Genomic DNA, 23,196 nt, shown 5'->3' with positions numbered 1-23,196 from the left:
GACGGCGGCAGTATCCCGTGACGGAAGGGGCACGCGCTACGGAGGGGACCCGGAATCGTTCCCGGCGGGCTTCACGGTGCGGTGACGGACCCGTGGTGCTGCTCGAACAGCACGTCGCCGTTCGCGTCGTACGCCGTGACGGTGAAGCCCGCGTCCGCCGTCGCGACGTCCCCGAAGGCGTAGTACGTCCCCCAGCCCGGATCGTCCGGCAGGCGCAGCACGGCGGCGGTGCGGCGCGGCCCGGACTCGGGTCCGACGGTGATCCTGGCCGGTGGGGCGGCCATGCGGAACGCTCCGTGGTAGAGGACGTACGTGTCGTCGACGCTCTTGCCGGAACTGAGGGTGTCGGGGCGGATGTCGTCACCGACGCCGTGCTTCGCCTGTTCGACCGACCCGCTGATGTCGCCGGGGCCCACGACGTAGTTCTGCCGGCCGTCGGGCAGCAGGGCCATGCTGAGCCCGTGGCCGATCTCCACGGACCGGTAGGGCCGTACCGTCCGCGGGGCCGGCTGCTCCTGGGACGGCGTGGGGCGGGGCGGCGCCGTCGCCGGTGGGGCGGGGGTGGCCGGGGCCGGTGTGGACGAGGTGGCCGGGCCCAGCACCAGCAGCGCGGTGACGGCGGTGACCGCGGTGAGCGCGGTGGACACGGCGGCCACCGCGGCCCTACGGCGGCGGCGCGCGCTCCGCCGGCCCCTGCGCAGTACGTCGTCGACGGGGGCCGCCCCCACGGGAATCCGGTCCGCCTCCTCGCGGAGCAGCTCACCGAGCCGCTCCCGGTCGTCGTTCACGGCTGCCGGTCCCCCTTCGTCCTGCGGTGCGTGGCGAGTGCGTCCGGTCCTGGCACGAGCGACTGCTCCCGGAGTTTCCGCAGCGCGCGAGCGGTGTGGCTGCGCACCGTCCCGACGCCGGTGCCGAGCAGGTGGGCCACTTCGGTCTCGCTGCGGTCCTCCAGGTAGCGCAGCACGACGACGGTGCGCTGCTTCGCCGACAGCCGGGCGAGCGCGTCCAGCACCGCGCCGCGTTCGGCGACGGCGTCGTCGTGGCCGGGGGCGGCCCGTTCCGGGAAGCGGTTGGTCAGCCACTCGCCGACCTTGGCACGGCGGAGCCGGTCCACATTCGCGTTGATCATGATGCGCCACACATAGGAGTCGGGGTCGTCGGTGCGCTGGATGCGTTCCCACTTCACGTACGCCTTCGCCAGGGCGGCCTGTACCAGGTCCTCCGCGTCGTGGTGGTGTCCTGTCAGGAGGCGGGCGGACCGGAGCATCCTGGGCCATCGGCTGACCGCGAACGCCTGGAAGTCCGCCTCCGTGCTCGTCTTCAATCGAGTCCTCGTGTTGCCGTCGGCGGTTACGGGCCCGCCGTCGTGCTGTCCCCCGACCGGCACGCCGGCGGGCCTCACCCCTGCGCGGGCGGACGGTTCGTCAGCGGCCCGCGGGGGAGGGCCGGTAGGTCAGGTCGGCGAGTACCGAGCCGTCCGGGCCGTACGCGGTGACGACGACGGACTCCCGCGGTGCGCCGTCGCCCGCGGCGTCGTGGTAGTACGTGCCCCAGCCCGGCTCGCCGGGCAGGCGCAGCATGCCCGCCTCCACCTCGGTGGCTCCGTCGACGCGCAGGGTGATGCGGGACGGCACCGTGTCCGTGCGGAAGGCACCCGTGTAGAGGGCGTCGTCCCCCTCGGTGTGCAGCCCGCCGCTGAGGCTGTCGGGGCGGATGCTGTCGCCGACGTACCCCTTGGCCTGCTCGACGGACTCGGCGTAGTCGTCCCAGGCCACCACGTAGTTCTGCCGGCCCTCCGGCAGGAGGCCCATCTTCGCGCCCTGGCCGATCTCCACCGGCTGGTAGGGCCGCACGACACGCGGCCCGTCGGTGTCGGCGGAGGAGGCACGGGCGGGTGCCCGCGCGGGCACCGCCTCGCGCGCCTCGACGGCGGCCGTGGCCGTGGTCCCGGCCGCCGCGGGCCGGGTGGCGCCGTTCACGGCGATTGCCGTGCCGCCCGCGCCGGTCAGGGCGATGGCCGCGATCGCGGTCAGAACAAGCCGCTTCGTTCTCATGGGTCCTCCGGTGATCCGTCGATCGGTGCGATCGGTGGTTGGTTACACCTCTCAGACGGCGGGAAGGCCCGGCGGCTATGTCAGGACGCGGCGATTCTTCGGGAAGGTGTCACGGCCGCCTCCGGCGTGGGCGTTTGTGAAGGGTTGGTACGAACTCCGGACCGGACGTCCGATCGACGGCCACCGCACGACCGCGACGATTACCGTCGGACCGGGGTCGCTCCTCGACGGCGGGCCCCCACGTACAGCCCCGGCCCGGGACCTGACATCCGGGCCGGGGCTCAGCACCGCACCGGCCCAGCGCACCGGTCCACCGCACCGGCCTACCGCACCGAGAAGCCGTACACCGTCTCCGAACGGAACGTCTCGCCCGGCCGCAGCACCGTGCTCGGGAACTCCGGCCGGTTCGGGGAGTCGGGGAAGTGCTGCGTCTCCAGCGCGACGCCGTCACCGGGCGCGAAGGGCTCGCCCAGATGGTCGGCGGTGTACAGCTGGATGCCGGGCTCGGTCGTCGCCACCGTCAGCACGCGCCCCGACGCCGGGTCGTACAGCTCGGCCACCTCCTCGGCGGTGCCGGTCACGCCCTTGTCCAGGACGAAGTTGTGGTCGTAGCCCGCGCCGACCTTCCGCGCCCGCCGGAAGTCGAAGCGCGTGTCCGCCACGTCCTCCGGGCCACCCGTGGGGATCAGGTCGGAATCGACCGGCGTGATCCGGGAGGCGGCCAGCCGCAGTTCGTGCCCGCCCACGTGCCCGGAGCCCGTCCCGCCCAGATTGAAGTAGCTGTGGTTCGTCGGGTTCAGTACGGTCGGCGCGTCCGTGACCGCCTCGTACACGATCCGCAGCGCGCCCGACTCCTCCAGCGTGTAGGTCACCGACATCTCCAGCCGGCCCGGGAAGCCCTCCTCGCCGTGCGGACTGACCCGGCTCAGCCGGACGCCGTGCCGCGCGCCGTCCCCGGCGGGGGCCGCGTCCCACACACGCTTGTCGAAGCCGCGCTCGCCGCCGTGCAGCGAGTTCGGCCCGTTGTTGAGCGCCAGCGCGTACGTCCGCCCGTCCAGCGTGAAACGGCCGCCCGCGATCCGGTTGGCGTAGCGTCCGACGAGCGCGCCGAAGTAGGGCTCCGGGTGCGCCACATAGCCGTCCAGGTCGGCGAACCCCAGCACCACGTCGGCGGTGTCGCCGTCCCGGTTGGGGACCTCGGCCGACTGCACGATCCCGCCGTAGGACAGGACCCGTACCCGTACACCGGCCCGCTCCAGGGTCCAGCGGTGAACGGGGGTGCCGTCGGAAAGTGTGCCGAAGAGTTCGTTCATGTGCGGAACTCTAGGACACGGGCATGCCCGAGCCGGACCGGGTCTTGCCAGGTCAGGCCGCGTCAGGGCTTCTTCGCGGTGACGGCGCCGTACGCGATCTCGGCCAGCCGGGCCTGGCCGTCCACGCTCGGGTGGAACCAGTCCCAGCGGCTCAACTGACCGGTGCCGAACCGGAACTCGTGCACCGCGCCGTCGTCGGTGCGGCACCGCCGGTCCTTCGCGCAGACCTCCCGCAGGACCTCGTTGTAGTCCTCCACCCGCTCCCGCACCGTGTTCCGCCGCAGCGTCGCCGCCGAGTCCAGGGAGTCCGCGTCCCCCAGCATCGTCGGGCAGATGCCCAGCTTCCACACCTGTTTGCCCAGCGGGTTGGTGCGCCCCTGGGACCACAGCCGCTTCAGGTCCGGGATGCTCGCCACGTACACCTGCGTCTTGGGCAGTTCCCTGCGCAGGGTGCCCATGGCCTCCTCGAACTGCGTCCGGAAGTCGGCCACCGACGTCATCGCCGAGGTCGTCGCCCGGCACGCGTCGTTCGCCCCCACCATCACCGCGAACAGCTCGGGCTCGTGCGCCGCCGCCCGGGTGACCTGCCCGGTCAGATCGGCCATCCGGGCCCCGGTGACCGCGTAGTTCCAGCTCCGCTCGGCCGCGTCCGCCTTCCCCAGCAGCCGTACGGCGAGACTGTCGACCTCGGCGCTGTCGCCGGTGGCCCAGGAGACCTCGGGGCAGTCCGACAGGACCGCGCAGGCGTCGAAGCCACGGGTGATGGAATCGCCCACGGCGGCGACGGACTCCGGGCTCGTGTCCCAGACCGGGGCGGCCTTCGGGCGCTTCGAGGCGGCGTCGGACGGGGCGGGGGAGTCGCCGCCCACGGCGTCGCAGCCGGTCACGCCCAGAACGGCGGCGGTCAGGACCGCGAGCGCGGCTCGCGCACGGCGACGGCCGCTCCGGGTCCCCTGGTCCGTCCCCTGCCGCATACCGGTACCACCCCTCGCCTAGTGCCTCCCACGTCCTCAACCCATGACACCGCGCGAGGGTTCCCGAGAGCGGGATGCGACGGCTCACACCCGCACAAGCGTCCTGCCGGGTGAATGACGGAGGTTTGTCGGCGGCGGGACCGACGGTACGTCACACTCCTTGCCCCGTCGCACGGTAGCCTCGCCATCAACGTGGTCCGCCCGGTCACGGCCGTTCCGCCCGTTCCGAGATGTCCCGCTCAGCCCGGAGGTTCCGGTGACGACACGTGGAGTTCTGTACGTGCACTCCGCGCCGCGCGCGCTCTGCCCGCACGTCGAGTGGGCCATCGCCGGCGTGCTCGGCACGCGCGTCAGCCTGGACTGGAGCCGGCAGCCCGCCGCGCCCGGCACCTGGCGCTCGGAGTTCTCCTGGCAGGGCCAGGCCGGTATCGCCTCCAAGCTCGCCTCCGCGCTGCGCGGCTGGCAGCTGCTGCGCTTCGAGGTCACCGCGGAGCCGTCGGCGAACGCCGAGGGCGAGCGCTACAGCTGCACCCCCGAGCTGGGCATCTTCCACGCCGTCACCGGCATCCACGGCGACATCATGATCCCCGAGGACCGGCTGCGCGCCGCCCTGGTCCGCTCCCAGCGCGGCGAGACCGACCTGGAGTCCGACATCGCCAAGCTCCTCGGCAAGCCCTGGGACGACGAACTGGAGACCTTCCGCCACGCCGGCGAGGGCGCCCCGGTCCGCTGGCTGCACCAGGTGGTCTGAAACGCCGTCACCCGTCACCCGTCATACGAAGGGGCCCCCACCCGGTCAGTCACCGGGTGGGGGCCCCTTCACGCGCCTACGGACGTCGCTCAGACCGTCCGGAACGCCAGGACAACATTGTGTCCACCGAAGCCGAACGAGTCGTTCAGCGCGGCGATGCGGCCCTCGACGGGCAGCTTGCGGGCCTCACCGCGGACGATGTCCGCCGCGGCCTCGGCCTCGGGGTCGATGTTCTCGACGTTGATGGTCGGCGGCGCCACCCGGTGGTACAGGGCGAGCACCGTCGCGACGGACTCCACGCCGCCCGCGCCACCGAGGAGGTGACCGGTCATCGACTTGGTGCCGGAGACCGCCATGTGGTCGACGTCGTCGCCGAGGACCTTGCGCAGCGCCTTCAGCTCGGCGATGTCACCGGCCGGCGTCGAGGTGGCGTGCGCGTTGACGTGCACGATCTCGGCCGGGTTCAGATCGGTGTTGTCCAGCAGGTTCTGCAGGGCGTGCGAGATGCCGCGGCCCTCCGGCTCCGGCTGCACGATGTCGTGGCTGTCGGCGGAGATGCCCTGGCCGACCGCCTCCGCGTACACACGGGCGCCGCGTGCCGCGGCGTGCTCGGCGGACTCCAGGACGAGGACGCCGGCGCCCTCACCGAGGACGAAGCCGTCGCGGCCCGTGTCGAAGGGGCGCGAGGCACCCTGCGGGTCGTCGTTGTTCTTGGACATCGCCATCATGTTGCCGAACGCGGCGATGGGCAGCGGGTGGATCGCCGCCTCCGTGCCACCCGCGACGACGATGTCGGCGCGGCCGGTGCGGATCATCTCGATGGCGTAGCCGATGGCCTCGGCGCCCGACGCGCAGGCGGAGACCGGCGTGTGCACGCCCGCCCGGGCGCCCACGGCCAGACCCACGTTGGCGGACGGGCCGTTCGGCATCAGCATGGGGACGGTGTGCGGGGAGACGCGGCGGACGCCCTTCTCCTTGAGCACGTCGTACTGGTCGAGCAGGGTCGTCACGCCACCGATACCGGAGGCGATGACCGCGCCGAGCCGGTGCGGGTCGACACCGCCGCCCTCGCTCGCCTCGCCGGCCTTGCCGGTGAAGCCTGCGTCCTTCCAGGCCTCCTGCGCCGCGATCAGCGCGAACTGGGCCGAACGGTCCAGCCGGCGGGCCTGGGGCCGCGGAATGACCTCGGAGGGGTCCACGGCGACCGGTGCGGCGATGCGGACCGCCTGGTCGGCGGCCCACTCCTGCTCCAGGGGCTTGACGCCGGACTTGCCGGCGACCAGGCCTTCCCAGGTAGAGGCTGCGTCGCCACCCAGCGGTGTGGTTGCGCCGATACCGGTGACGACCACGGTGCGATTGGTCGAGCTCACGGGAATTCTTTCTCCAACGGGATACGGATTCGTACGGCGCCACCGCCGGGTGGCGGGGCAGTCAGCCCAGAGGCAGTGATCGGGCGATCAGCTCTGGTGCTTGAGGATGTAGTCGGTCGCGTCGCCGACCGTCTTGAGGTTCTTGACGTCCTCGTCCGGGATCTTGACGTCGAAGCGCTCTTCGGCGGCGACGACGACCTCGACCATGGACAGCGAGTCGACGTCCAGGTCGTCGGTGAAGGACTTGTCCAGCTGGACGTCCTCAACCGGGATGCCGGCGATCTCGTTCACGATCTCGGCGAGACCGGCGACGATCTCTTCCTGAGTGGCGGCCATGATGGCGCTCCTTCTTTGTTGTCCAGAGGGTGTGGCGGCCCACCGCGTCAGCGGCAGGTGGTGCTGGTCTCCGTCCCGGACCGCGTGATCCGGCACGGAGTGCCTAGGGGAGGGTAACGACCGTCGCGGCGTACACGAGACCCGCCCCGAAGCCGATGACGAGCGCGGTGTCGCCGCTCTTGGCCTCACCGGTCGCCAGAAGCCGCTCCATCGCGAGCGGAATCGAGGCGGCCGAGGTGTTGCCGGTGGTGCGGATGTCACGGGCGACCATGACGTGCTCCGGCAGTTTCAGTGTCTTCACCATCGAGTCGATGATCCGCACGTTGGCCTGGTGCGGGATGAAGACGTCCAGGTCGTCCGGGCTGATCCCGGCCGCGTCCAGCGCCTGCTGGGCGACCTTCGCCATCTCGAACACGGCCCAGCGGAACACCGCCTGGCCCTCCTGCGTGATCGCAGGAAACTTGACGTTGCCCTCGGAGTCGAGGGGCAGCTCGGAGACGTCGCCGATCCGGAACCGGTCCCACGGGACCGTCTGCTTGATCGTCTCGGACTTGTCGCCCTCCGAACCCCAGACGGTCGGGCCGATCGCCGGCTCCTGGGACGGGCCGACCACGACCGCGCCGGCGCCGTCGCCGAACAGGAAGGCGGTGGCCCGGTCCTCCAGGTCGGTCAGGTCGGAGAGCCGCTCCACGCCGATGACCAGGACGTACTCCGCCGAGCCCTCGACGATCATGCCCTTGGCGAGGGTCAGACCGTAGCCGAATCCCGCACAGCCCGCGGAGATGTCGAAGGCCGCGGCCCTGTCCGTGCCCAGCTTGTCGGCGATCTCGGTGGCGACGGCCGGGGTCTGGCTGAAGTGCGACACGGTCGACACGACCACGGCACCGATCTGCTCGGCACCGATCCCGGCGTCCGCGATGGCCTTGCCGGAGGCCTCGACCGACATCGCCGCGACGGTCTCCTCGGGGCCCGCCCAGTGCCGCGTCTCGATGCCCGAGCGCGAGCGGATCCACTCGTCGGACGAGTCGATCGTCTCGAGGATCACCTCGTTCGGCACGACCCGGGTCGGGCGGTAGCCGCCGACACCGAGGATGCGCGCGTACGGGGCGCCCTTGCTGGGCTTGATCTTCGACATGCTCTCGCGCTCCTTGTCAGGCCTGCTCGGCGGCGTGCTCGGCCACGAGCTCGCGGGCCGCGTCGAGGTCGGCGGGGGTCTTCAGGGCCAGGGTCTTCACACCCGGCAGCGCCCGCTTGGCCAGACCGGTCAGTGTGCCGCCGGGGCACACCTCGATCAGCGCGGTGACGCCGAGTTCCTTGAACGTCTCCATGCACCGGTCCCAGCGGACCGGATTGGCGACCTGGCCGACCAGGCGCTCCAGCACCTCGGCACCGCCGGCGACGGCCCGCCCGTCCCTGTTGGAGATGTACGTCACCTTCGGGTCGGCCGGCGTGAGCGCCTTCGCCGCCTCGGCGAGCCTGTCCACCGCGGGCGCCATGTGCTCCGTGTGGAACGCGCCGGCCACCTTCAGCGCGACGACCTTGCGTACGCCCTCGGGCTTGTCCTCGCTCAGCGCGGCCAGCTGCTCCATGGTGCCGGCCGCCACGATCTGACCGGCGCCGTTCACGTTGGCCGCGGTCAGGCCGAGCTTCTCCAGGTGCGCCACGCTCACCTCGGGGTCGCCGCCGAGCAGCGCCGACATGCCCGTCTCGGTCACCGCGGCGGCCTCGGCCATGGCCAGGCCCCGACGGCGTACGAGGGTCAGCGCGGCGGTGTCGTCGAGGACTCCCGCGAACGCGGCGGCGGTGATCTCACCGACGCTGTGACCCGCGACCGCGCCCGGCACGAAGTCCGTGCCCACCGCGTCACCGGCGAAGGAGTACGTACCGAGCGCCGCGGCGGAGAGGAGTCCGGCGGCGACGAGCAGCGGCTGGGCCACGGAGGTGTCACGGATCTCGTCCGCGTCGGCCTTCGTGCCGAAGTGGGCGAGATCGAGTCCAATGGCGTCGGACCACCCGGCGACGCGGTCCGCGGCACCGGGAAGGGCGAGCCAGTCAGTCAGGAAGCCGGGCGTCTGGGCGCCCTGGCCGGGAGCGACGAGTACGAGCACTCTCACACTCTCTCTTGAGGACGGGCACGACCGCCCGTGAGGACAGGGACGAAGAACACGAGGGGGTTTTGTGGACCCTCGACAAAAAGCTAGAGTTGCGGATCTCTGTCGGCCAGACGTCCCAGGATGAGCGCGATCCGCAGTGTGAACGCAGACCGTACATCAGAGGGTGACCATCCGGTGACGTCAGTCACACGTCGGAGCCGGTAGCGCACGGTGTTCGGGTGAACGAAGAGCATCCGGGCGGCGCCTTCGAGGCTGCTCGCCTGTTCGAGATAGACGCTGAGCGTCTCCAGCAGCGCGGCCCCTGCCTCCTCCAGCGGTCTGTAGATCTCCTCCACCAACTGTTCACGGGCCGAGGGGTCGGAGGCGATCGCGCGCTCCGGCAGCAGATCGTCCGCCAGTACCGGGCGCGGGGCGTCCTGCCAGGCCGTACAGGCCTTCAGCCCGGCGCCGGCGGCCTGCGCGGACCGCGTCGCGGCCTGGAGGTCGGGCACCACCGGGCCGGCCACGACCGCGCCCTGCGCGAACGGCCCGATCAGCGACTTGGCGACCGCCAGCGGGTTGTCGCTGCCACCGGCGATCACCACCAGCCGGTCCCCGAGCACACCGGTCAGCACCTGGAGCTTGGCGTGCCGGGCCGCGCGCCGTATGGCCTCCACGGTCAGCTCGGAGTCACCGTCGGGGGCGGTGCCGAGCACGACACACACATGCTCGGGCGAGTTCCACCCGAGAGCGGCGGCCCGGGACACGGCCCCCTCGTCGGCCTCGCCGCTCAGCACGGCGTTCACCACCAGCGACTCCAGCCGCGCGTCCCAGGCACCCCGTGCCTCGGCGGCCTGCGCGTACACCTGGGCGGTCGCGAAGGCGATCTCCCGGGCGTACACGAGCAGCGCCTCGCGCAGTACCGACTCGTCCCCGGGGGCGGCGACCTCGTCGATCGCGGACTCCATGACCTCGATCGTGGTCCGCACCATCTCGACGGTCTGCCGCAGCGTGATCGCCCGGGTCAGCTCGCGCGGGGCGGTGCCGAAGACGTCGGTGGAGATCGCCTGCGGCGCGTCCGGACGCCGGAACCACTCGGTGAAGGCCGCGATGCCCGCCTGGGCCACCAGCCCGATCCAGGAACGGTTCTCCGGTGGCATGGCCCGATACCACGGCAGTGTCTCGTCCATGCGCGCGATGGCCTGCGCGGCGAGCGATCCGGAGGACTGCTCCAGCCGCTTCAGGGTCGCGGTATGCGGGTGGACGGCGTGCGCCGCGGGCTCGGGCTTGCTGGTTTCGGGTTCGGGCACGGGGACAAGACTGCCTTATCGGGACGGGCGGGCGTGTCGCCGGGGCCACGCTGGAGGTCCGGAGCACGTCCGGAGCGCCGGGTGCCGGGACTACGGTGGACGGCGTGATGGACGTACGGCGCGCCGACGAGCGCTACCCGGGAGGCGACGCGACGGCGGGCATCGAGTCGCGGCACGCCTTCTCCTTCGGACCCCACTACGACCCCGGCAACCTCCGCTTCGGCTCGCTGATCGCCTGCAACGAGGAGCGCCTCGCCCCCGGCGCCGGCTTCGACGAGCACCCGCACAGCCACACCGAGATCGTCACGTGGGTGGTGGAGGGCGAGCTCACCCACCGTGACACCGCCGGCCACGAGACGGTCGTCCGCGCCGGGGACGTGCAACGCCTCAGCTCCGCGGCCGGCGTCCGCCACGTCGAGCGCAACGACGGCCCCGCCCCCCTGACCTTCGTCCAGATGTGGCTGGCTCCGCTCGACCCCGGCGGCGATCCCGCCTACGAGATCGTCCGCGGCATCGCCGACTCCACCCCGTACGCCGTCCCGGAGGCGGGCGCGATGCTCCACGTACGCCGTCTGGCCGCGGGGGAGCGGACGGCCGTGCCGGACGGGGCGTACGTGTACGTGCACGTGGTGCGCGGCGAGGTGCTGCTGTGCGGGGAGGCGCTGGGCGCGGGGGACGCGACGCGGATCACGGACGCCGAGGGAGCGGAGGCGGTGGCGGCGACGCGGGCGGAGTTGCTGGTCTGGGAGATGTCCGGGGGCTGACGTCGACCCGGCCGGACGGGGCCGTTATCAGAAGTGGTCCCGATTCCCGCTGAGAGCGGGGGCAGCCGATCCCGCCTCTTCGGGCACTCCCGGTGCCCCGTGGCTTGCTGACTCGGCGTCATCGCCGCGTTTAACGTCCGATGAGTGAGCCTCTGGACTTCCCTCGAGCCCGCCTCCGCGACCGTGGACCCGGGTAGTAGTACGACGGTGCGGCTGCGGCTGCGCAACACCGGTGACGTGGTGGACGAGTACCGCTTCGAGGCGGTGGGCACTCTCGCGCCCTGGACCGTCGTGGAGCCGCAGTCGCTGCGGCTGTACCCGGGGACGACCGGGACGGTGGAGCTGACGTTCGCTCCGCCGCGCACTCCGGACGCCACGGCGGGGGCGAACCCGTACGCGGTGCGCATCACGCCGACGGAGCACCCGGAGGCGACGACGGTTCCGGAGGGGAACCTCACCATCACCCCGTTCACGGAAGTGCGGGCGGAACTGGTGCCCACGACGGTCAAGGGCCGTTTCCGCGGCCGTCCGAAGCTGGCCGTGGACAACCTGGGCAACACGAAGGTGACGGCGTCGGTCAGCGGCAGCGACAACGGTGACCAGTTGTCGTACGACATCCACCCGAGCAACGTGCAGATCGAGCCCGGTCGTGCGGCGTTCGTGGAGGCGACGCTGAAGCCCCGGCAGATCATCTGGTTCGGGTCGGCGGAGCAGCGGCCCTACACCCTGGCGGTGCGGCGGTCGGGCGTGACGCCGCTGGACGTGGAGGGCACGTACGTGCAGCGGGGCTTCCTGCCGCGCTGGCTGGCGGTCTGCCTCAGTGTCTCCATGGCGCTGGCGATCACCTGCGTGATGCTGTGGATCTCCTACAGGCCCCAGGTCCGCAGCGCCGCCACCGAACAGCTCCAGGAAGTCGGCGTCAGCAACCTGCCCCCCGTCCCCTCACCGACCTCCGAGGCGCCGAAGGCCCCGACCGCCGACGTCCCGGCCCTCCCCCCGGCCGCGGCCGGGACCCAGCAGCCTGGCGGAGCCGAAGCGGGAGCCGGAGCCGGAGCCGAAGCGGGAGCCGGTGCCGGGGCGGGGGCGGGGGGCGGTGGCTCCGAGGAGAAGGAGACCGAGGCGCCGGAGAGGACCGCGGCGACCGCCGTCCGGCAACTGGCCGCCGATGACCCGACCGGACGGCACATCTGCTACCGGGTCTACACGGCGGGCCAGGGCTGGTCCGACGTCGCGTGCGACGGAGCGACAGCGGGCACCGCGGGCGGGGGGTCGCCGATCACGGCCGTCAACACCGCCTCGTCCGGGACCAAGGGCACATCCAGCGGCGCCTTCATCCCCGACCCCGCGTCGACCGAGGGCGAGGGTCGCTTCCGCGATCCCTGGTCGAATGTCGCCGACGGCGTCGACAACTACGTCGGCAGCACCGAGAAGAACGTCCCGCACATGATGGGGTTCGTCCTCAGTGTCGACGGTGGCCGCGGCAACGTCTGCCACACCTCCTACGTCCACAACGACACCTGGATCAACCTGGCCTGCGACAAGCCCGGGGACGAGCTGAACTTCACCTATGTCGGCACCCACGACAACAAGTTGTGGATCGAGGCGATCACCCTCACGGTGTGATCCGGACCGTCCCCCGGCAGGCGTCGTCCGACCACTCAAGCGGAGCTGAAGTCGGAGCCGGAGCCGGGAACACTGACGCGCCGTCGTCGCGCCTCCCGCCGATGAGCACCGGCGGACGCCGAGTACTGGCCGGAGTGCGGGAGGCAGGACGCGCGTCGGTGCGGTGCCACCCAGGCGCGACGCTCCACGTACGCCGGACGCGGGGAAGTGGACAGCGGTGCGGGGAGACGTACGTGGGCAGGCTCCGCCGAAACCGGTACAACTCGGCTTCGGCGGAGCCTGCAGACGGTCGGGCCAGCTACGACGAGAAGCCCGTCCACTTGCCGCGTCAATGAGACGTCAGGTCAATGGATCCACGAATGGACCTGCGACCCTCTCGATGGCTTCGAGGGTGATGGCCGGAACGAAAGATGAATCGCTCTGCATTCCCTCAGGAAGGTGCGCACGCATGTCCTCCGGGCACAGGAACGTACCGTTGGGGACGAGGATACCTGCGCCGAGCTGGTCCGTCAGCTCGACGACGATCTTCCATACGTCACCGGCCTGCGGATTTTCCACACTGATGAGGCGTTCGAAGACGCCCACCTCGGCCTCGCTGCCGTCGGCGGCACGAATCCAGTATTCCGTTGCGCCGTCGCTCACCTTCTCGGGCTCGGCACGGACGGGCGAGAGGACCGCCCGGACCGTGTCCATGTCGGGTCGGGCCAACTCGCCGTCTGAGAACCTGTAGAGGCTCAGGTTGTAGCTCATTACGCCTGTCCTTGTCTGAACACGAACTTGATGCCCTTGACGTTGTTGTCGAGCGCCCATAGTTCCAAGGTGGCTCGGGTCTTTTCGTCGGACATGTACCACACGACGGGTGTGCCGTTCGCAGCCTTCACCTGCTTCACCATGGTAGTTGTCTCCGACGTGGGGAATTTGAGCCGTCCTTCGCCGTTGATCCAGCTTTCCTTGTAGTGGATGTTCTTGGCGTCGATAAGGGTTCCGTTCTGGTACCCGTCGAACTTCACGTAACCGCTCGGCGTCTCCGCGGGGACCTTGTACGAGATGCCGGAGGGGACCCCGTTCGTCACCAACTGCTCGTAGGCACGGTCAGCCTGCGACATGTTCTCCGTCTCGGGCATCCACTTGCCAGGTCCGCCCGACTCCAGCCATGCGCAGTAGCCTGCGCCGGCACGTGCGGTCAGTGCGGTGCGACTGACCTTGCACGTGTTCCCCATTTCCCGGAGTGCTCTGGCTCCGATGCCGGCGATGGCTTCGTCGGTCAGACCGATGGTGCGCAGACCCTTCCACGCGTCACCGAAGCCGATGCCGGTCCTGACGGAAGCGTCCAGAGCGGTGACGGCGTCGGCGATGGGCCTGAGGATCTTGCCCGCGAAGAGGGCAGTGACGTCCACGGCCGCCCAGGCGCAGCCGCCCCAGCTTCCGTCCGCGCCGCCCGGGGCGATCTTCTGGGCGCACTTGATCCAGCTGCCGAAGAGGATGTCGACCGGGTCGATGCCCTCCTGGTACTCGGCGATCGTGATGTTGTGCGTGACCTCGGTGGACAGTTCCTTGGTCGGGTACTCGCCGAGGTAGACCGTCGCGCTGGAGGGGCACGTCGACCGAGACGGGTTCAGGTCCTGTGTGGGCCGACGCCGCCGAACTGGCGCTCACGGAGCTGGTCGCCAACGTCGTACGGCATGTGCCCGGTCGCCGCTGCCGTGTCCGCTTTCTGCTCCAGCCCGGCGGGGTGCGGGTGGAGGTCGCCGGCCGCTGTGCGGAGCTGCCTGCCCGGACCGCCGGCGATCCTCACGGCGACAGCGGGCGCGGGCTGGGGATCGTGGCGGCGGTGACCGACCGGTGGGGCGTCACGCCGCGTCCCGACGGGCCGGGCAAGACGGTGTGGTTCGAGTGCCGCCTCAGCCGCGCGGCTCCGCCAGCACCGCGTCCGTGAAGGCCGGCCAGACCTCGGCCGCCCAGGGGCCGAAGGCGCGGTCGGTGAGCGCCACGCAGGCGAGCTGGGCATCCGGGTCGATCCACAGGAACGTACCGGACTGGCCGAAGTGCCCGAAGGTACGCGGCGAGGACGAAGAGCCCGTCCAGTGCGGGGACTTGGAGTCGCGGATCTCGAAGCCGAGGCCCCAGTCGTTGGGGTTCTGGTGCCCGTAGCCGGGCAGTACGCCCTTTGTGCCCGGATACTGGACGGTCATCGCCTCGGCGACCGTGCGCGGGTCCAGCAGGCGCGGCGCCTGCACCTCGGCGGCGAACCGCAGCAGGTCCTCGACCGTCGAGACCCCGTCCTTGGCCGGGGAGCCGTCGAGGGTGGTGTTCGTCATGCCCAGCGGCTCCAGCACCGCCTGCCGCGCGTACTCGGCGAACGGGATGTCCGCCGCCTTCGCGATGTGGTCGCCGAGCTGCTCGAAACCGGCGTTGGAGTACAGCCGGCGCTCCCCGGGAGGTGCGGTCACCCGGTGCTCGTCGAAGGCCAGACCCGAGGTGTGCGCGAGCAGGTGGCGCACCGTCGCACCGGTCGGCCCGGCCGGCTCGTCCAGTTCGACCGCGCCCTCCTCGTACGCGACGAGCGCCGCGTACGCCGCGAGCGGCTTGGTGACCGAGGCGAGGGGGAACGGCTGCCCGACGGGGCCGTGGGTTCCCACGATCGTGCCGTCGGCGCGTACGACACCCGCCGCGGCGGTGGGAACCGGCCAGTTCTCGATCAACGCGAGGCTCTTCAAGGACATGCCACCGAGCCTAAGTGCTCAGAGCGTCAGCTCCAGCAAGGGGTCCGTCCTGTGGTGGAAGCCCAGTGAGGCGTACAACGGCTCGGCCCGCGAGGAGGCGGTGAGGCGCACTCGCCGGGCTCCGCGCTCGCCAAACCACTCCAGCAGGGCCTCCATGCGGGCGCGCGCGTAGCCGCGCCGGCGCGCGTCCGGGTCGGTGGCGACGCTGAACACGTAGCCGTCGACGCCGAGCGGGTTGCGGGCGCCGCCGATGCGGTAGTCGAGCGTGCCGGCCACCAGCGCCGCAAGGGCCCCCGGCCGCTGTGGATGGTCCACGACGAACGCCGCGAAGGTGCCGTCCGGACCGGCCAGCCTGCCGCGCAGGACGGGCAGGGACTCGGCGTGCCACTCGGTGGAGGGGTCGGACCGGGCCACCGAGTCGATCATCACCTGACGCAGACGCAGTACTTCCTCCGCGTCCTCGGGCAGCGCACGGCGTACGAGGGTCATGCCGGGCATGCTAACCACCGGGCGCCCGCGATCGCGTCGTCTTCCCGCCGGGCGCGCTTGCTTGGAGCGCACTCCAAGGCCATAGCGTGGAGCACATGACGGTGATGCAGACCGCGGCCGAGACCATCGCGCCGAACGCCACCAGAACAGACACCTGCTCCGCCCCGCCCCGGCGCCACCCGCGCCCCGACGGGCAGGACCACTACACCATCAGCGAGGTCGTCGCCTTCAGCGGACTGACGGCCCACACGCTGCGCTGGTACGAGCGGATCGGCCTGATGTCCCACATCGACCGCTCGCACACCGGGCAGCGCCGCTACAACAACCGCGACCTGGACTGGCTCGACTTCGTCGGCAAGCTCCGCCTGACCGGCATGCCGGTCGCCGACATGGTCCGGTACGCGGAGCTGGTGCGCGAGGGCGAGGGCACCTACCTCGACCGGCGGGAACTCCTGGAGGCCACCCGCCGCGACGTGCTGACGAGGATCGGCGAGCTCCAGGACACCCTCGCCGTACTCGACCGGAAGATCAGCTTCTACGGCGACGCCGAACGCGCCGGTGAAGGGGAGAGGACTCGATGACCGACAGCAGGATCCCGGCGGTACGGCTCGGCGACGACGGCCCCGAGGTGGGCGTCCAGGGGCTGGGCTGCATGGGCATGAGTTTCGGATACGGCCCCTCGGACGCCGACGCGTCACGGGCGACCCTGGAACGGGCGCTGGAGCTGGGCGTCACGCTCTACGACACGGCCGACGCGTACGGCGCCGGCGAGAACGAGCGGTTCCTGTCGCCGTTCTTCAAGGCCCACCGCGACGAGGTCGTCATCGCGACCAAGTTCGGCCTGGCCATCCCGCCGGACGAGCCCACGAAGCGGATCATCCGCAACGACCCGCCGTACATCCGCCAGGCGGTCGAGGCGAGCCTGCGCCGCCTGGACGTCGACGTGATCGACCTCTACTACATGCACCGGCGCGACGTGCGCGTGCCGATCGAGGAGACCGTCGCCGTCATGGCCGACCTCGTCCGCGAGGGCAAGGTCGAACACCTCGGGCTGAGCGAGGTGACGGGCGAGGAGCTGCGGGCCGCCCGGGCGGTGCATCCGATCGCCGCCGTGCAGTCGGAGTGGTCGCTGTTCAGCCGGGACATCGAGGCGGGTGTGGTGCCGGCCGCCCGGGAACTGGGCGTGGCCCTCGTCCCGTACTCCCCGCTCGGCCGGGGTTTCCTCACGGGCGCCTTCACCGACGCCGACCAGGACCTCACGGCCGGCGACTTCCGCCGCCAGCAGCCCCGCTTCACCGGTGACAACGCGGCGGCCAACGCGGCCCTCCTCGACCCGGTCCGCACGGTCGCCGACGCCCACGACGCCACCCTCGGCCAGATCGCCCTGGCCTGGGCGCAGCAGCGGGCGCGGGCGCACGACCTCGCGGTGATCCCGATCCCGGGCACCCGGAAGCCGGGCCGGGTGGAGGAGAACACGGCGGCGACGAGGATCGTCCTGACGGAGGAGGAGCTGACCCTGCTGGAGCCGATCGCCGGGAAGGTAGCGGGCAACCGGTACGCGGACATGGCGTTCACTTCCGCCGGGCGCGAGTAGGGGAGCGCCCCGCGACGACACCGGACTCGGCGGACGCGAAAGCCTAGAGCTCCGCCAGCAACTCCGCCTTCTTCGAGGAGAACTCCTCGTCCGTCACCAGCCCCGCCTGATGCAGCTCCCCGAGGTGCCGGATCCGCTCGGCGATGTCCGCGGGGTCGCGCCGGGGAGCCGGAACCGGCACCGGCACCGCGGAGCCGCGCTCCCGCACCGCCGCCAGCACCGCCGCGGCGAACGGCAGTGACTCGTGCACGGGCCCGTATCCGAGTCCGAACACGACCGCCGACGGATCCTGGTCGGCCTGGGGAACGGCCGGCGTCCCGTCCCGCGGCAGCAGCCGCAGATACCCGTCGAACACCTCGGGGGAGCGCCACTCCACTCCACCCAGACCGGCGACGGGGAAGCTCTGGTCGCCGGCCTTCCACTTCGCCGACGACGCGCCCGTCCAGAACCACCGGAACGCCACCGACGTCCCGTCGAAGGACGCCTTACCGTCGTACGCCTTGAAGTGCAGCGGCGCCTCGGGCGCCGCCACCAGGTACCGCTCGGTCTTGCCGGTCTCGGTCAGCAGCGCCCGCAGCTCGTCGGCGTAGTACTCCGCGAGCGTCTCCCGCTCGGCGGGCAGCACCAGCCGATACGGGTCGCACCCCTCCTTCAGCTGTCCGGCCGCCGCCTCCATCAGCGGATCGGCGCCCGGACGCGGCTCGACGCGCAGCACGACGGTGCCCCGCCTGCCGGGCGTGAGCGTCACCCCGGCGATCGCCTCCAGCGGGACACGGCGTTCCCCCAGGGCCTGGAAAAGCTTGGGCGTTCGGATCCCCCGTTCGTAACGGATGAGCACGGAGTCGGACTCGAACTCCCAGGCGGCATGAAATCCGGCCAGTACGTCACCCATACGGCTCATCGTATGCGGCACGAGCTCTTCCGTCCCCTCCCCGTGCAAACCGGAGTTTCTGCGCCTCTACGCGCGTCCGGCGGTCGCCGCCGCGGACAAACCCGCCCGGCATGTGTCATCTTCCGCGGCGCAGGCGACCGTGCGGTATGCGCCAACGCCGATCTCCGCGAAGTTCCGCAGGCTCTCCGTACCCGGTACGAAGTAGCCGCTGTGGCCCTCGGCGCCCCGCGCGGACAGCACCCGCGCCCCGAACGCCGCGGACACCGGGTCGGCGCCGTGTCCGAGGCCGCCGACCTCCAGGTAGGGCACGTCCTGGATCCAGTCGTCGGCGTCCCGCATCGCCCACACATGGGCGGAGGTGCGCAGATGGGTGGCCTTCTCGGCGCGCATGCCGGGGCTGCCGGCCACCGCTATGTCGGTCACCCGGGCGGGCAGCCTGTCGGCGGCGAGGCCGCACACCACCGAGCCGTAGCTGTGGCAGAACAGCGAGACGGGGGCCCGGCCGGGCAGTGCCCGCACCAGCGCGTTCAGCCGGACGGCCCCGTGCTCGGCGCGGTTCGCGGTGGCCGCCTCCATGCCGAGGCCGTCGGGGGAGGTGTAGTCCGCCCAGGCGATCACGGCCGTACGTGTGTCCGGGCTCACCCGGCGCTCGGCGGCGTGCAGCGACTCGGCCATGCCGACGGGCGCCGCGTACTTGCGGTCGCTGCGCTGGAAGGTGAGGAGATCGGTGTCCACGCCGGGCACGACGACGGACACGCGGTCGGCGCGGTCCAAATTCCCGAAGACCTCGGCGACCTTGCCCGAGCCCGCCGGGTCGAAGGCGAGGACGTGGCGGGCGGGGTTCAGCAGCGACTCGTAGTGGTGCGCGCGCCGGCCCGCCTCGCGCTGCCCGGACAGGGACAGCCGCTTGTCGTGCATGCGTAGTCGCTCCGCCGCGCGTGCCTTGCGCAGTGCCGCGCGGTTGGCGAGGTAGCGGAGCTCGACGGGGGCGCCGTTCATGTTGCCGACGGCGAGGGGATAGCGGCGGGCCAGGCTCTCGCGCTGCCACTGGGCGAGCGAGGCGAAGAAGCGGGCCAGCCGGGTGGGGGCCGCCTGCGCGTCCGGCAGCCCGCGCCCGTCGATCCGGCCGTGCTCCCAGGCCGTGACCGACGCTTCGAGGGCCGTGGGCCCCCGCTGGTTGCGCAGGGCGGTCCACCCGGTGGTCGCCAGCATCACGAACACCACGGCCAGTGCGAGCAGTGCTCGCCAGGCGTTCAGTTGCGGGGAGGTGTCGAAGGAAGTCACTGGGAGGACACACTAGGAGAACGGCACGGTCTCGCGTGAATCCAGTGACGCGGATCACGTTTCGATCATGTGCTGCGGGGTTGGTTCCACCCGTCCGGCCCGCTCGGTCCCCGGCCCGCTCCGCCAGTCATCGGTGAGCGCGGGCCCCACCTGGTCGAGGTAGGAGGAGGTCAGGTCGCGCAGCACCGCGAGTCCCGCGTCGTTTCGCGCCGACCAGATCCGCTCGGTCACCCGCATCACCGCTCCGAAGACGGCGACGACCACACGGGGCCGCGGGTCCGTCTCCACGTCGAGGTTCTCGCGGTCGGCGATGACGCGGGCGATCTCCTCCTCCAGCTCCGTCGCGCGCCGCAGATGGGCGGCGAGGAGCGCGGGCGTCGACTCGATCACCCGGTAGAAGCGCATGTGCAGCTCGAGCGGGACCAGCTGCTCGACGGCCTCGCCGATGGTGCTCCAGCTCTCCACGAGCGCCCGGCGCAGGGTGACCAGCGGCGCCTCGCCGGGCGGGCGGCGGCGTACCGCGTCGACGAAGTGCGCCTCCGCGAGCCGCGACACGAAGAAGGCCGCCTCCTCCTTGCTGGCGAAGTAGCGGAAGAAGGTGCGCTGGGAGACATCGGCCGTCTCGGCGATGTCGTCGACGGTCGTCTCCTCGTAGCCCCGCTCGGTGAACAGCTCGAGGGCGGACCGCAGCAACGTCTCCCGGGTGCGCTGCTTCTTGCGTTCGCGCAGTCCCGGTGGGCCGGCCGTGTCCGCCATGTTCAAGAGGTTCGCTCCTCGCATCGGCCGCGGTGTGTCGCCGCGCTGCCGTTTCGCTGTGTTTCCGCAGTTCAGGCTAAAGGTGGATGTCATGTCAGTTACCGACCGGTGAAATGGTTTGTCAACTGGCAGTGACTGTCATTAGCCTCGAATGTATGACTAGTCAGACCACCATCGACAAGACGGGATCGGAGGACGGGGGAGCGTCGTCCGGGCCGTCCGGCCCGGCACCTGCCAGCGGACTGCGCGGTCACCCGTGGCTCACGCTCTTCACCGTCGCTGTAGGGGTCATGATGGTGGCCCTCGACGGCACCATCGTCGCCATCGCCAACCCGGCCATCCAGAGCGACCTGAAGGCCAGTTTCGCCGACGTCCAGTGGATCACCAACGCCTACTTCCTCGCCCTCGCGGTCTCCCTGATCACCGCGGGCAAGCTCGGTGACCGCTTCGGACACCGGCAGACCTTCCTCATCGGGGTGGTCGGCTTCGCCGCCGCCTCCGGTGCCATCGGCCTGTCCGACACCATCCCGCTGGTCGTCGTCTTCCGCGTACTCCAGGGACTGTTCGGCGCGCTGCTGATGCCGGCCGCGCTCGGCCTGCTGCGGGCCACCTTCCCGGCCGAGAAGCTCAACATGGCCATCGGCATCTGGGGCATGGTCATCGGCGCCTCCACCGCGGGCGGCCCGATCCTCGGCGGCGTGCTGGTCGAGCACGTCAACTGGCAGTCCGTGTTCTTCATCAACGTGCCGGTGGGCATCCTCGCCGTCGTCCTCGGCATCATGATCCTGCTGGACCACCGCGCGGAGAACGCCCCGCGCTCCTTCGACGTCCTGGGCATCGCGCTGCTCTCCACCGCGATGTTCTGCCTGGTCTGGGCGCTCATCAAGGCTCCCGAGTGGGGCTGGGGCGACGGCGTGACATGGCTGTTCCTCGCCGTCGCCGTCGCGGGCTTCGGGCTCTTCGCCTTCTGGGAGACGAGGGTCAGGGAACCGCTGATCCCGATGGCGCTGTTCCGTTCGGTGCCGCTGTCGGCCGGTGTGGTGCTGATGGTCATGATGGCCATCGCCTTCATGGGCGGCCTGTTCTTCGTGACGTTCTACCTCCAGAACGTGCACGGCATGAGCCCGATCGACGCCGGCCTGCACCTGCTGCCGCTCACCGGCATGATGATCGTCGGCTCGCCGCTGGCGGGCGTGATGATCACCAAGGTCGGTCCGCGCATCCCGCTCGCGGGAGGCATGGCGTTCACCGCGCTCGCCATGTACGGCATGTCCACCCTGGAGACGGACACCGGCAGCGGTCTCATGTCGCTGTGGTTCGCCCTGCTGGGCCTGGGCCTCGCGCCCGTGATGGTCGGTGCCACCGAGGTCATCGTCGGCAACGCCCCGATGGAGCTCTCCGGTGTCGCCGGTGGTCTCCAGCAGGCGGCGATGCAGATCGGCGGCAGCCTCGGTACGGCCGTGCTGGGCGCCGTGATGGCCTCCAAGGTCGACAGCGACCTGGCGGGCAACTGGGCGGACTCGGGCCTTCCGGAACTGACGCCGGAGCAGCTGGGCCAGGCCTCCGAGGCGGTCCAGGTCGGCGTGGCGCCGGTGACCGAGGGCATGCCGGAGCCGCTGGCCGCGAAGGTCACGGAGGTCGCGCACGACACCTTCCTGTCGGGCATGAGCCTGGCGTCGCTCGTCGCCGCCGGCGTCGCGGCCGTGGCCGTGCTGGTCGCGTTGCTCACCAAGCGCGGTGAGAACGCGGAGGCCGGCGCGGGAGTGGGCCACATCTGACGGAGAGCGCGCGACGGAGAGCGCGCGACGGAGTGCCGGGCCACCAGGCCCGGCACTCCTTCCTTCTCCGGCCCTGTTCGCCTATCCGGGTGACAGGGCCGGAGAACCCTCCCCTGGTGCGGACCTCGCAGGTCACAGTGGGTCAAGTCCTCCGCAGGGCACGGAGGGTGAGAGGCTGCGGCGCGCTGCTGGAGGGGGGCAGCGCGCAGGCAGCCGTTCGCGGCAGGCATAAGGCGCCGCAGAGGGGTACCCGAACTTCACGAAGAGTTCAGGGAGTTGATGATGGCGAGCTTCGGACAAGGATCGCGCAGGCACCCCCGCTCACGTGGCCGGACGTGGTCACGGACCGGGCCGGATCGCGCGACGCTCGCAATCGTCGGAGTCATCTGCGCGGTCGCCGGGTTCTTCGTGCTGGGGATCGTCCTCGGCCCCGTCGCGATCGTCTGCGGCTGGCTCGCCATGGGCCGAAGCTGGGCGGGATCCCGCCCGGTACCGGCCGTGGTCGCCCTGGTCCTGGGCATCATCGACACGGTCCTGGCGGTCATCGGGCTCCTCGGAGCGACGGCCTCGGGCTACGGCGTGCTCTGACAGCCACCGCACCCGCCTGGGCCGGGGAACCGCCGGTGTTCCGGATCATCCGCTGGAGGACTTTCAGCGTCGTGACGTAATCGGCGTCGTCGATGCCCCGGTGGATGTGGTCCCGGATGGCGGGGGTGTGCTGCTGGAGGCTCGCGCGAGCCTCCTCGCCCGACGCGGTGATCCACAGCCGCCCCCCGGTGTCGCGGGTCAGCCAACCGCGCTCCAGCAGGACTTCCGCCTCCGCCCCCAGGTCGTCCTCGGGCCTGAGGTACGAGCTCATGGCCTGCTGGAGTTCGAGGACGGTCATGCCGCGGCCGTCGGGTGAGAGGTCGTTGTCCGACAGGTTGCGCAACAGCCAGAACTGGGGCTGGGTGAAGCCCAGTTCGGCCTGCCGGGCCCGGACGAACGAAATGACGGCCTCATAGGCCAATCCGGTCCAGTACCCGGAGGGTTGCGCGGCGAGTTCGGCGTCGGACATGGGTCGGGTCGTCATGCGTGTTGCTCCCTCGGGAA

Annotated in this window: 26 protein-coding genes; 8 read left to right on the top strand and 18 right to left on the bottom strand. The window is 71.2% G+C overall.

What is annotated here, in order from left to right; all coding sequences use genetic code 11:
* Nucleotides 1–71: 71 nt before the first annotated feature.
* The 5 genes from ACH4NX_RS09635 to ACH4NX_RS09615 all read right to left on the bottom strand — a co-directional run bounded on the left by ACH4NX_RS09635 (nucleotide 72) and on the right by ACH4NX_RS09615 (nucleotide 4,341).
* On the bottom strand, nucleotides 72–788 hold the full coding sequence (locus tag ACH4NX_RS09635) for a hypothetical protein (protein ID WP_351388248.1): 717 nt from the start codon (nucleotides 786–788) through the stop codon (nucleotides 72–74).
* Nucleotides 785–1,324 carry a SigE family RNA polymerase sigma factor gene (locus ACH4NX_RS09630; protein ID WP_398128471.1) on the bottom strand — a complete coding sequence of 180 codons (540 nt, stop codon included), beginning with the start codon at nucleotides 1,322–1,324 and terminating at the stop codon, nucleotides 785–787. Before ACH4NX_RS09630 ends, ACH4NX_RS09635 begins: the two co-directional genes overlap by 4 nt.
* A gap of 100 nt (nucleotides 1,325–1,424) precedes the next feature.
* Nucleotides 1,425–2,054, bottom strand: coding sequence for a hypothetical protein (locus ACH4NX_RS09625; protein WP_398128470.1), 630 nt, complete (start codon nucleotides 2,052–2,054; stop codon nucleotides 1,425–1,427).
* Nucleotides 2,055–2,377: 323 nt separating this feature from the next.
* Nucleotides 2,378–3,367 carry an aldose epimerase family protein gene (locus ACH4NX_RS09620; RefSeq protein WP_351388257.1) on the bottom strand — a complete coding sequence of 330 codons (990 nt, stop codon included), beginning with the start codon at nucleotides 3,365–3,367 and terminating at the stop codon, nucleotides 2,378–2,380.
* A gap of 62 nt (nucleotides 3,368–3,429) precedes the next feature.
* Nucleotides 3,430–4,341 carry an SGNH/GDSL hydrolase family protein gene (locus ACH4NX_RS09615; RefSeq protein WP_351388259.1) on the bottom strand — a complete coding sequence of 304 codons (912 nt, stop codon included), beginning with the start codon at nucleotides 4,339–4,341 and terminating at the stop codon, nucleotides 3,430–3,432.
* A gap of 256 nt (nucleotides 4,342–4,597) precedes the next feature.
* On the opposite strand from ACH4NX_RS09615, the gene ACH4NX_RS09610 reads away from it, so the two are divergent.
* Entirely contained in the window at nucleotides 4,598–5,092 is a 495-nt protein-coding gene (locus tag ACH4NX_RS09610) for a DUF3145 domain-containing protein (protein ID WP_351388262.1), read from the top strand.
* Nucleotides 5,093–5,181: 89 nt separating this feature from the next.
* On the opposite strand, the gene ACH4NX_RS09605 is transcribed toward ACH4NX_RS09610, so the two are convergent.
* The 5 genes from ACH4NX_RS09605 to fasR form a co-directional block, all read right to left on the bottom strand.
* On the bottom strand, nucleotides 5,182–6,462 hold the full coding sequence (locus ACH4NX_RS09605; protein ID WP_351388264.1) for a beta-ketoacyl-[acyl-carrier-protein] synthase family protein: 1,281 nt from the start codon (nucleotides 6,460–6,462) through the stop codon (nucleotides 5,182–5,184).
* Nucleotides 6,463–6,549: 87 nt separating this feature from the next.
* Nucleotides 6,550–6,798, bottom strand: coding sequence for an acyl carrier protein (locus ACH4NX_RS09600; RefSeq protein WP_121746777.1), 249 nt, complete (start codon nucleotides 6,796–6,798; stop codon nucleotides 6,550–6,552).
* A 103-nt stretch (nucleotides 6,799–6,901) separates the two neighbouring features.
* Complete coding sequence (locus ACH4NX_RS09595) at nucleotides 6,902–7,933, bottom strand: ketoacyl-ACP synthase III (RefSeq protein WP_351388266.1); 1,032 nt, start codon at nucleotides 7,931–7,933, stop codon at nucleotides 6,902–6,904.
* Between the two features lie 16 nt (nucleotides 7,934–7,949).
* The gene (locus ACH4NX_RS09590) at nucleotides 7,950–8,906 is read right to left on the bottom strand and encodes an ACP S-malonyltransferase (protein WP_398128469.1); all 957 of its coding nucleotides are present in this window, start codon (nucleotides 8,904–8,906) and stop codon (nucleotides 7,950–7,952) included.
* Between the two features lie 89 nt (nucleotides 8,907–8,995).
* Nucleotides 8,996–10,201, bottom strand: a complete 1,206-nt coding sequence (gene fasR, locus ACH4NX_RS09585) for a fatty acid biosynthesis transcriptional regulator FasR (RefSeq protein ID WP_351388271.1) — start codon at nucleotides 10,199–10,201, stop codon at nucleotides 8,996–8,998.
* Between the two features lie 107 nt (nucleotides 10,202–10,308).
* On the opposite strand from fasR, the gene ACH4NX_RS09580 reads away from it, so the two are divergent.
* Both ACH4NX_RS09580 and ACH4NX_RS09575 read left to right on the top strand, forming a co-directional pair.
* Entirely contained in the window at nucleotides 10,309–10,965 is a 657-nt protein-coding gene (locus ACH4NX_RS09580) for a pirin family protein (RefSeq protein WP_351388669.1), read from the top strand.
* 144 nt (nucleotides 10,966–11,109) lie between these two features.
* Nucleotides 11,110–12,588, top strand: a complete 1,479-nt coding sequence (locus tag ACH4NX_RS09575; protein WP_398128468.1) for a hydrolase — start codon at nucleotides 11,110–11,112, stop codon at nucleotides 12,586–12,588.
* Nucleotides 12,589–12,927: 339 nt separating this feature from the next.
* Here the strand turns inward: ACH4NX_RS09575 and ACH4NX_RS09570 are convergent, their stop codons facing one another.
* Together ACH4NX_RS09570 and ACH4NX_RS09565 are read right to left on the bottom strand one after the other, a co-directional pair.
* Nucleotides 12,928–13,338 carry a hypothetical protein gene (locus ACH4NX_RS09570; RefSeq protein ID WP_398128467.1) on the bottom strand — a complete coding sequence of 137 codons (411 nt, stop codon included), beginning with the start codon at nucleotides 13,336–13,338 and terminating at the stop codon, nucleotides 12,928–12,930.
* The gene (locus ACH4NX_RS09565; protein ID WP_398128466.1) at nucleotides 13,338–13,985 is read right to left on the bottom strand and encodes a hypothetical protein; all 648 of its coding nucleotides are present in this window, start codon (nucleotides 13,983–13,985) and stop codon (nucleotides 13,338–13,340) included. Before ACH4NX_RS09565 ends, ACH4NX_RS09570 begins: the two co-directional genes overlap by 1 nt.
* A gap of 227 nt (nucleotides 13,986–14,212) precedes the next feature.
* Between ACH4NX_RS09565 and ACH4NX_RS09560 the strand changes: the two genes are divergently transcribed.
* Nucleotides 14,213–14,524 carry an ATP-binding protein gene (locus tag ACH4NX_RS09560; protein ID WP_398128465.1) on the top strand — a complete coding sequence of 104 codons (312 nt, stop codon included), beginning with the start codon at nucleotides 14,213–14,215 and terminating at the stop codon, nucleotides 14,522–14,524.
* Here ACH4NX_RS09560 and ACH4NX_RS09555 read toward each other — a convergent pair.
* Nucleotides 14,490–15,311 carry a serine hydrolase domain-containing protein gene (locus ACH4NX_RS09555; RefSeq protein WP_351388283.1) on the bottom strand — a complete coding sequence of 274 codons (822 nt, stop codon included), beginning with the start codon at nucleotides 15,309–15,311 and terminating at the stop codon, nucleotides 14,490–14,492. The two genes, ACH4NX_RS09560 and ACH4NX_RS09555, sit on opposite strands and share 35 nt — an antisense overlap.
* Before the next feature lie 18 nt (nucleotides 15,312–15,329).
* Entirely contained in the window at nucleotides 15,330–15,800 is a 471-nt protein-coding gene (locus ACH4NX_RS09550; RefSeq protein ID WP_351388285.1) for a GNAT family N-acetyltransferase, read from the bottom strand.
* A gap of 95 nt (nucleotides 15,801–15,895) precedes the next feature.
* On the opposite strand from ACH4NX_RS09550, the gene ACH4NX_RS09545 reads away from it, so the two are divergent.
* Both ACH4NX_RS09545 and ACH4NX_RS09540 read left to right on the top strand, forming a co-directional pair.
* Nucleotides 15,896–16,381: a MerR family transcriptional regulator gene (locus ACH4NX_RS09545; protein ID WP_351388288.1), complete on the top strand. Its 486-nt coding sequence runs from the start codon at nucleotides 15,896–15,898 to the stop codon at nucleotides 16,379–16,381.
* Nucleotides 16,378–17,394 (top strand): aldo/keto reductase, encoded by a 1,017-nt coding sequence (locus tag ACH4NX_RS09540; RefSeq protein WP_351388290.1) that lies wholly within the window; start codon nucleotides 16,378–16,380, stop codon nucleotides 17,392–17,394. Before ACH4NX_RS09545 ends, ACH4NX_RS09540 begins: the two co-directional genes overlap by 4 nt.
* Before the next feature lie 43 nt (nucleotides 17,395–17,437).
* Here ACH4NX_RS09540 and ACH4NX_RS09535 read toward each other — a convergent pair whose 3' ends face one another.
* The 3 genes from ACH4NX_RS09535 to ACH4NX_RS09525 form a co-directional block, all read right to left on the bottom strand.
* Nucleotides 17,438–18,286 carry a DUF4429 domain-containing protein gene (locus tag ACH4NX_RS09535; protein ID WP_398128464.1) on the bottom strand — a complete coding sequence of 283 codons (849 nt, stop codon included), beginning with the start codon at nucleotides 18,284–18,286 and terminating at the stop codon, nucleotides 17,438–17,440.
* Between the two features lie 66 nt (nucleotides 18,287–18,352).
* Nucleotides 18,353–19,570, bottom strand: a complete 1,218-nt coding sequence (locus ACH4NX_RS09530) for an alpha/beta hydrolase family protein (RefSeq protein WP_398128463.1) — start codon at nucleotides 19,568–19,570, stop codon at nucleotides 18,353–18,355.
* 54 nt (nucleotides 19,571–19,624) lie between these two features.
* Complete coding sequence (locus ACH4NX_RS09525) at nucleotides 19,625–20,326, bottom strand: TetR family transcriptional regulator (protein WP_398128462.1); 702 nt, start codon at nucleotides 20,324–20,326, stop codon at nucleotides 19,625–19,627.
* A gap of 155 nt (nucleotides 20,327–20,481) precedes the next feature.
* On the opposite strand from ACH4NX_RS09525, the gene ACH4NX_RS09520 reads away from it, so the two are divergent.
* Entirely contained in the window at nucleotides 20,482–22,104 is a 1,623-nt protein-coding gene (locus ACH4NX_RS09520; protein ID WP_398128461.1) for an MFS transporter, read from the top strand.
* Between the two features lie 279 nt (nucleotides 22,105–22,383).
* Nucleotides 22,384–22,692 (top strand): small hydrophobic protein, encoded by a 309-nt coding sequence (locus ACH4NX_RS09515; protein ID WP_351388303.1) that lies wholly within the window; start codon nucleotides 22,384–22,386, stop codon nucleotides 22,690–22,692.
* Here ACH4NX_RS09515 and ACH4NX_RS09510 read toward each other — a convergent pair.
* The gene (locus ACH4NX_RS09510) at nucleotides 22,646–23,176 is read right to left on the bottom strand and encodes a MarR family transcriptional regulator (RefSeq protein ID WP_351388306.1); all 531 of its coding nucleotides are present in this window, start codon (nucleotides 23,174–23,176) and stop codon (nucleotides 22,646–22,648) included. The two genes, ACH4NX_RS09515 and ACH4NX_RS09510, sit on opposite strands and share 47 nt — an antisense overlap.
* Between the last annotated feature and the right edge of the window lie 20 nt (nucleotides 23,177–23,196).

Source organism: Streptomyces sp. NPDC017225, assembly GCF_044331465.1.
In the GTDB taxonomy this organism is placed as follows: Bacteria; Actinomycetota; Actinomycetes; order Streptomycetales; family Streptomycetaceae; genus Streptomyces.
The sequence above is the reverse complement of the archived record's forward strand: the minus strand, read 5'-3'. Positions and strand labels throughout refer to the sequence as shown.

What these genes read in the sequence shown, in the direction of transcription:
- ACH4NX_RS09510 (WP_351388306.1), bottom strand. Translation starts at nt 23,176, where the DNA reads ATGACGACCCGACCCATGTCCGACGCCGAACTCGCCGCGCAACCCTCC.
- ACH4NX_RS09595 (WP_351388266.1), bottom strand. Translation starts at nt 7,933, where the DNA reads ATGTCGAAGATCAAGCCCAGCAAGGGCGCCCCGTACGCGCGCATCCTC.
- ACH4NX_RS09535 (WP_398128464.1), bottom strand. Translation starts at nt 18,286, where the DNA reads ATGGGTGACGTACTGGCCGGATTTCATGCCGCCTGGGAGTTCGAGTCC.
- ACH4NX_RS09550 (WP_351388285.1), bottom strand. Translation starts at nt 15,800, where the DNA reads ATGACCCTCGTACGCCGTGCGCTGCCCGAGGACGCGGAGGAAGTACTG.
- ACH4NX_RS09580 (WP_351388669.1), top strand. Translation starts at nt 10,309, where the DNA reads ATGGACGTACGGCGCGCCGACGAGCGCTACCCGGGAGGCGACGCGACG.
- ACH4NX_RS09525 (WP_398128462.1), bottom strand. Translation starts at nt 20,326, where the DNA reads ATGGCGGACACGGCCGGCCCACCGGGACTGCGCGAACGCAAGAAGCAG.
- ACH4NX_RS09620 (WP_351388257.1), bottom strand. Translation starts at nt 3,367, where the DNA reads ATGAACGAACTCTTCGGCACACTTTCCGACGGCACCCCCGTTCACCGC.
- ACH4NX_RS09555 (WP_351388283.1), bottom strand. Translation starts at nt 15,311, where the DNA reads ATGTCCTTGAAGAGCCTCGCGTTGATCGAGAACTGGCCGGTTCCCACC.
- ACH4NX_RS09615 (WP_351388259.1), bottom strand. Translation starts at nt 4,341, where the DNA reads ATGCGGCAGGGGACGGACCAGGGGACCCGGAGCGGCCGTCGCCGTGCG.
- ACH4NX_RS09545 (WP_351388288.1), top strand. Translation starts at nt 15,896, where the DNA reads ATGACGGTGATGCAGACCGCGGCCGAGACCATCGCGCCGAACGCCACC.
- ACH4NX_RS09570 (WP_398128467.1), bottom strand. Translation starts at nt 13,338, where the DNA reads ATGAGCTACAACCTGAGCCTCTACAGGTTCTCAGACGGCGAGTTGGCC.
- ACH4NX_RS09540 (WP_351388290.1), top strand. Translation starts at nt 16,378, where the DNA reads ATGACCGACAGCAGGATCCCGGCGGTACGGCTCGGCGACGACGGCCCC.
- ACH4NX_RS09600 (WP_121746777.1), bottom strand. Translation starts at nt 6,798, where the DNA reads ATGGCCGCCACTCAGGAAGAGATCGTCGCCGGTCTCGCCGAGATCGTG.
- ACH4NX_RS09625 (WP_398128470.1), bottom strand. Translation starts at nt 2,054, where the DNA reads ATGAGAACGAAGCGGCTTGTTCTGACCGCGATCGCGGCCATCGCCCTG.
- ACH4NX_RS09515 (WP_351388303.1), top strand. Translation starts at nt 22,384, where the DNA reads ATGATGGCGAGCTTCGGACAAGGATCGCGCAGGCACCCCCGCTCACGT.
- ACH4NX_RS09520 (WP_398128461.1), top strand. Translation starts at nt 20,482, where the DNA reads ATGACTAGTCAGACCACCATCGACAAGACGGGATCGGAGGACGGGGGA.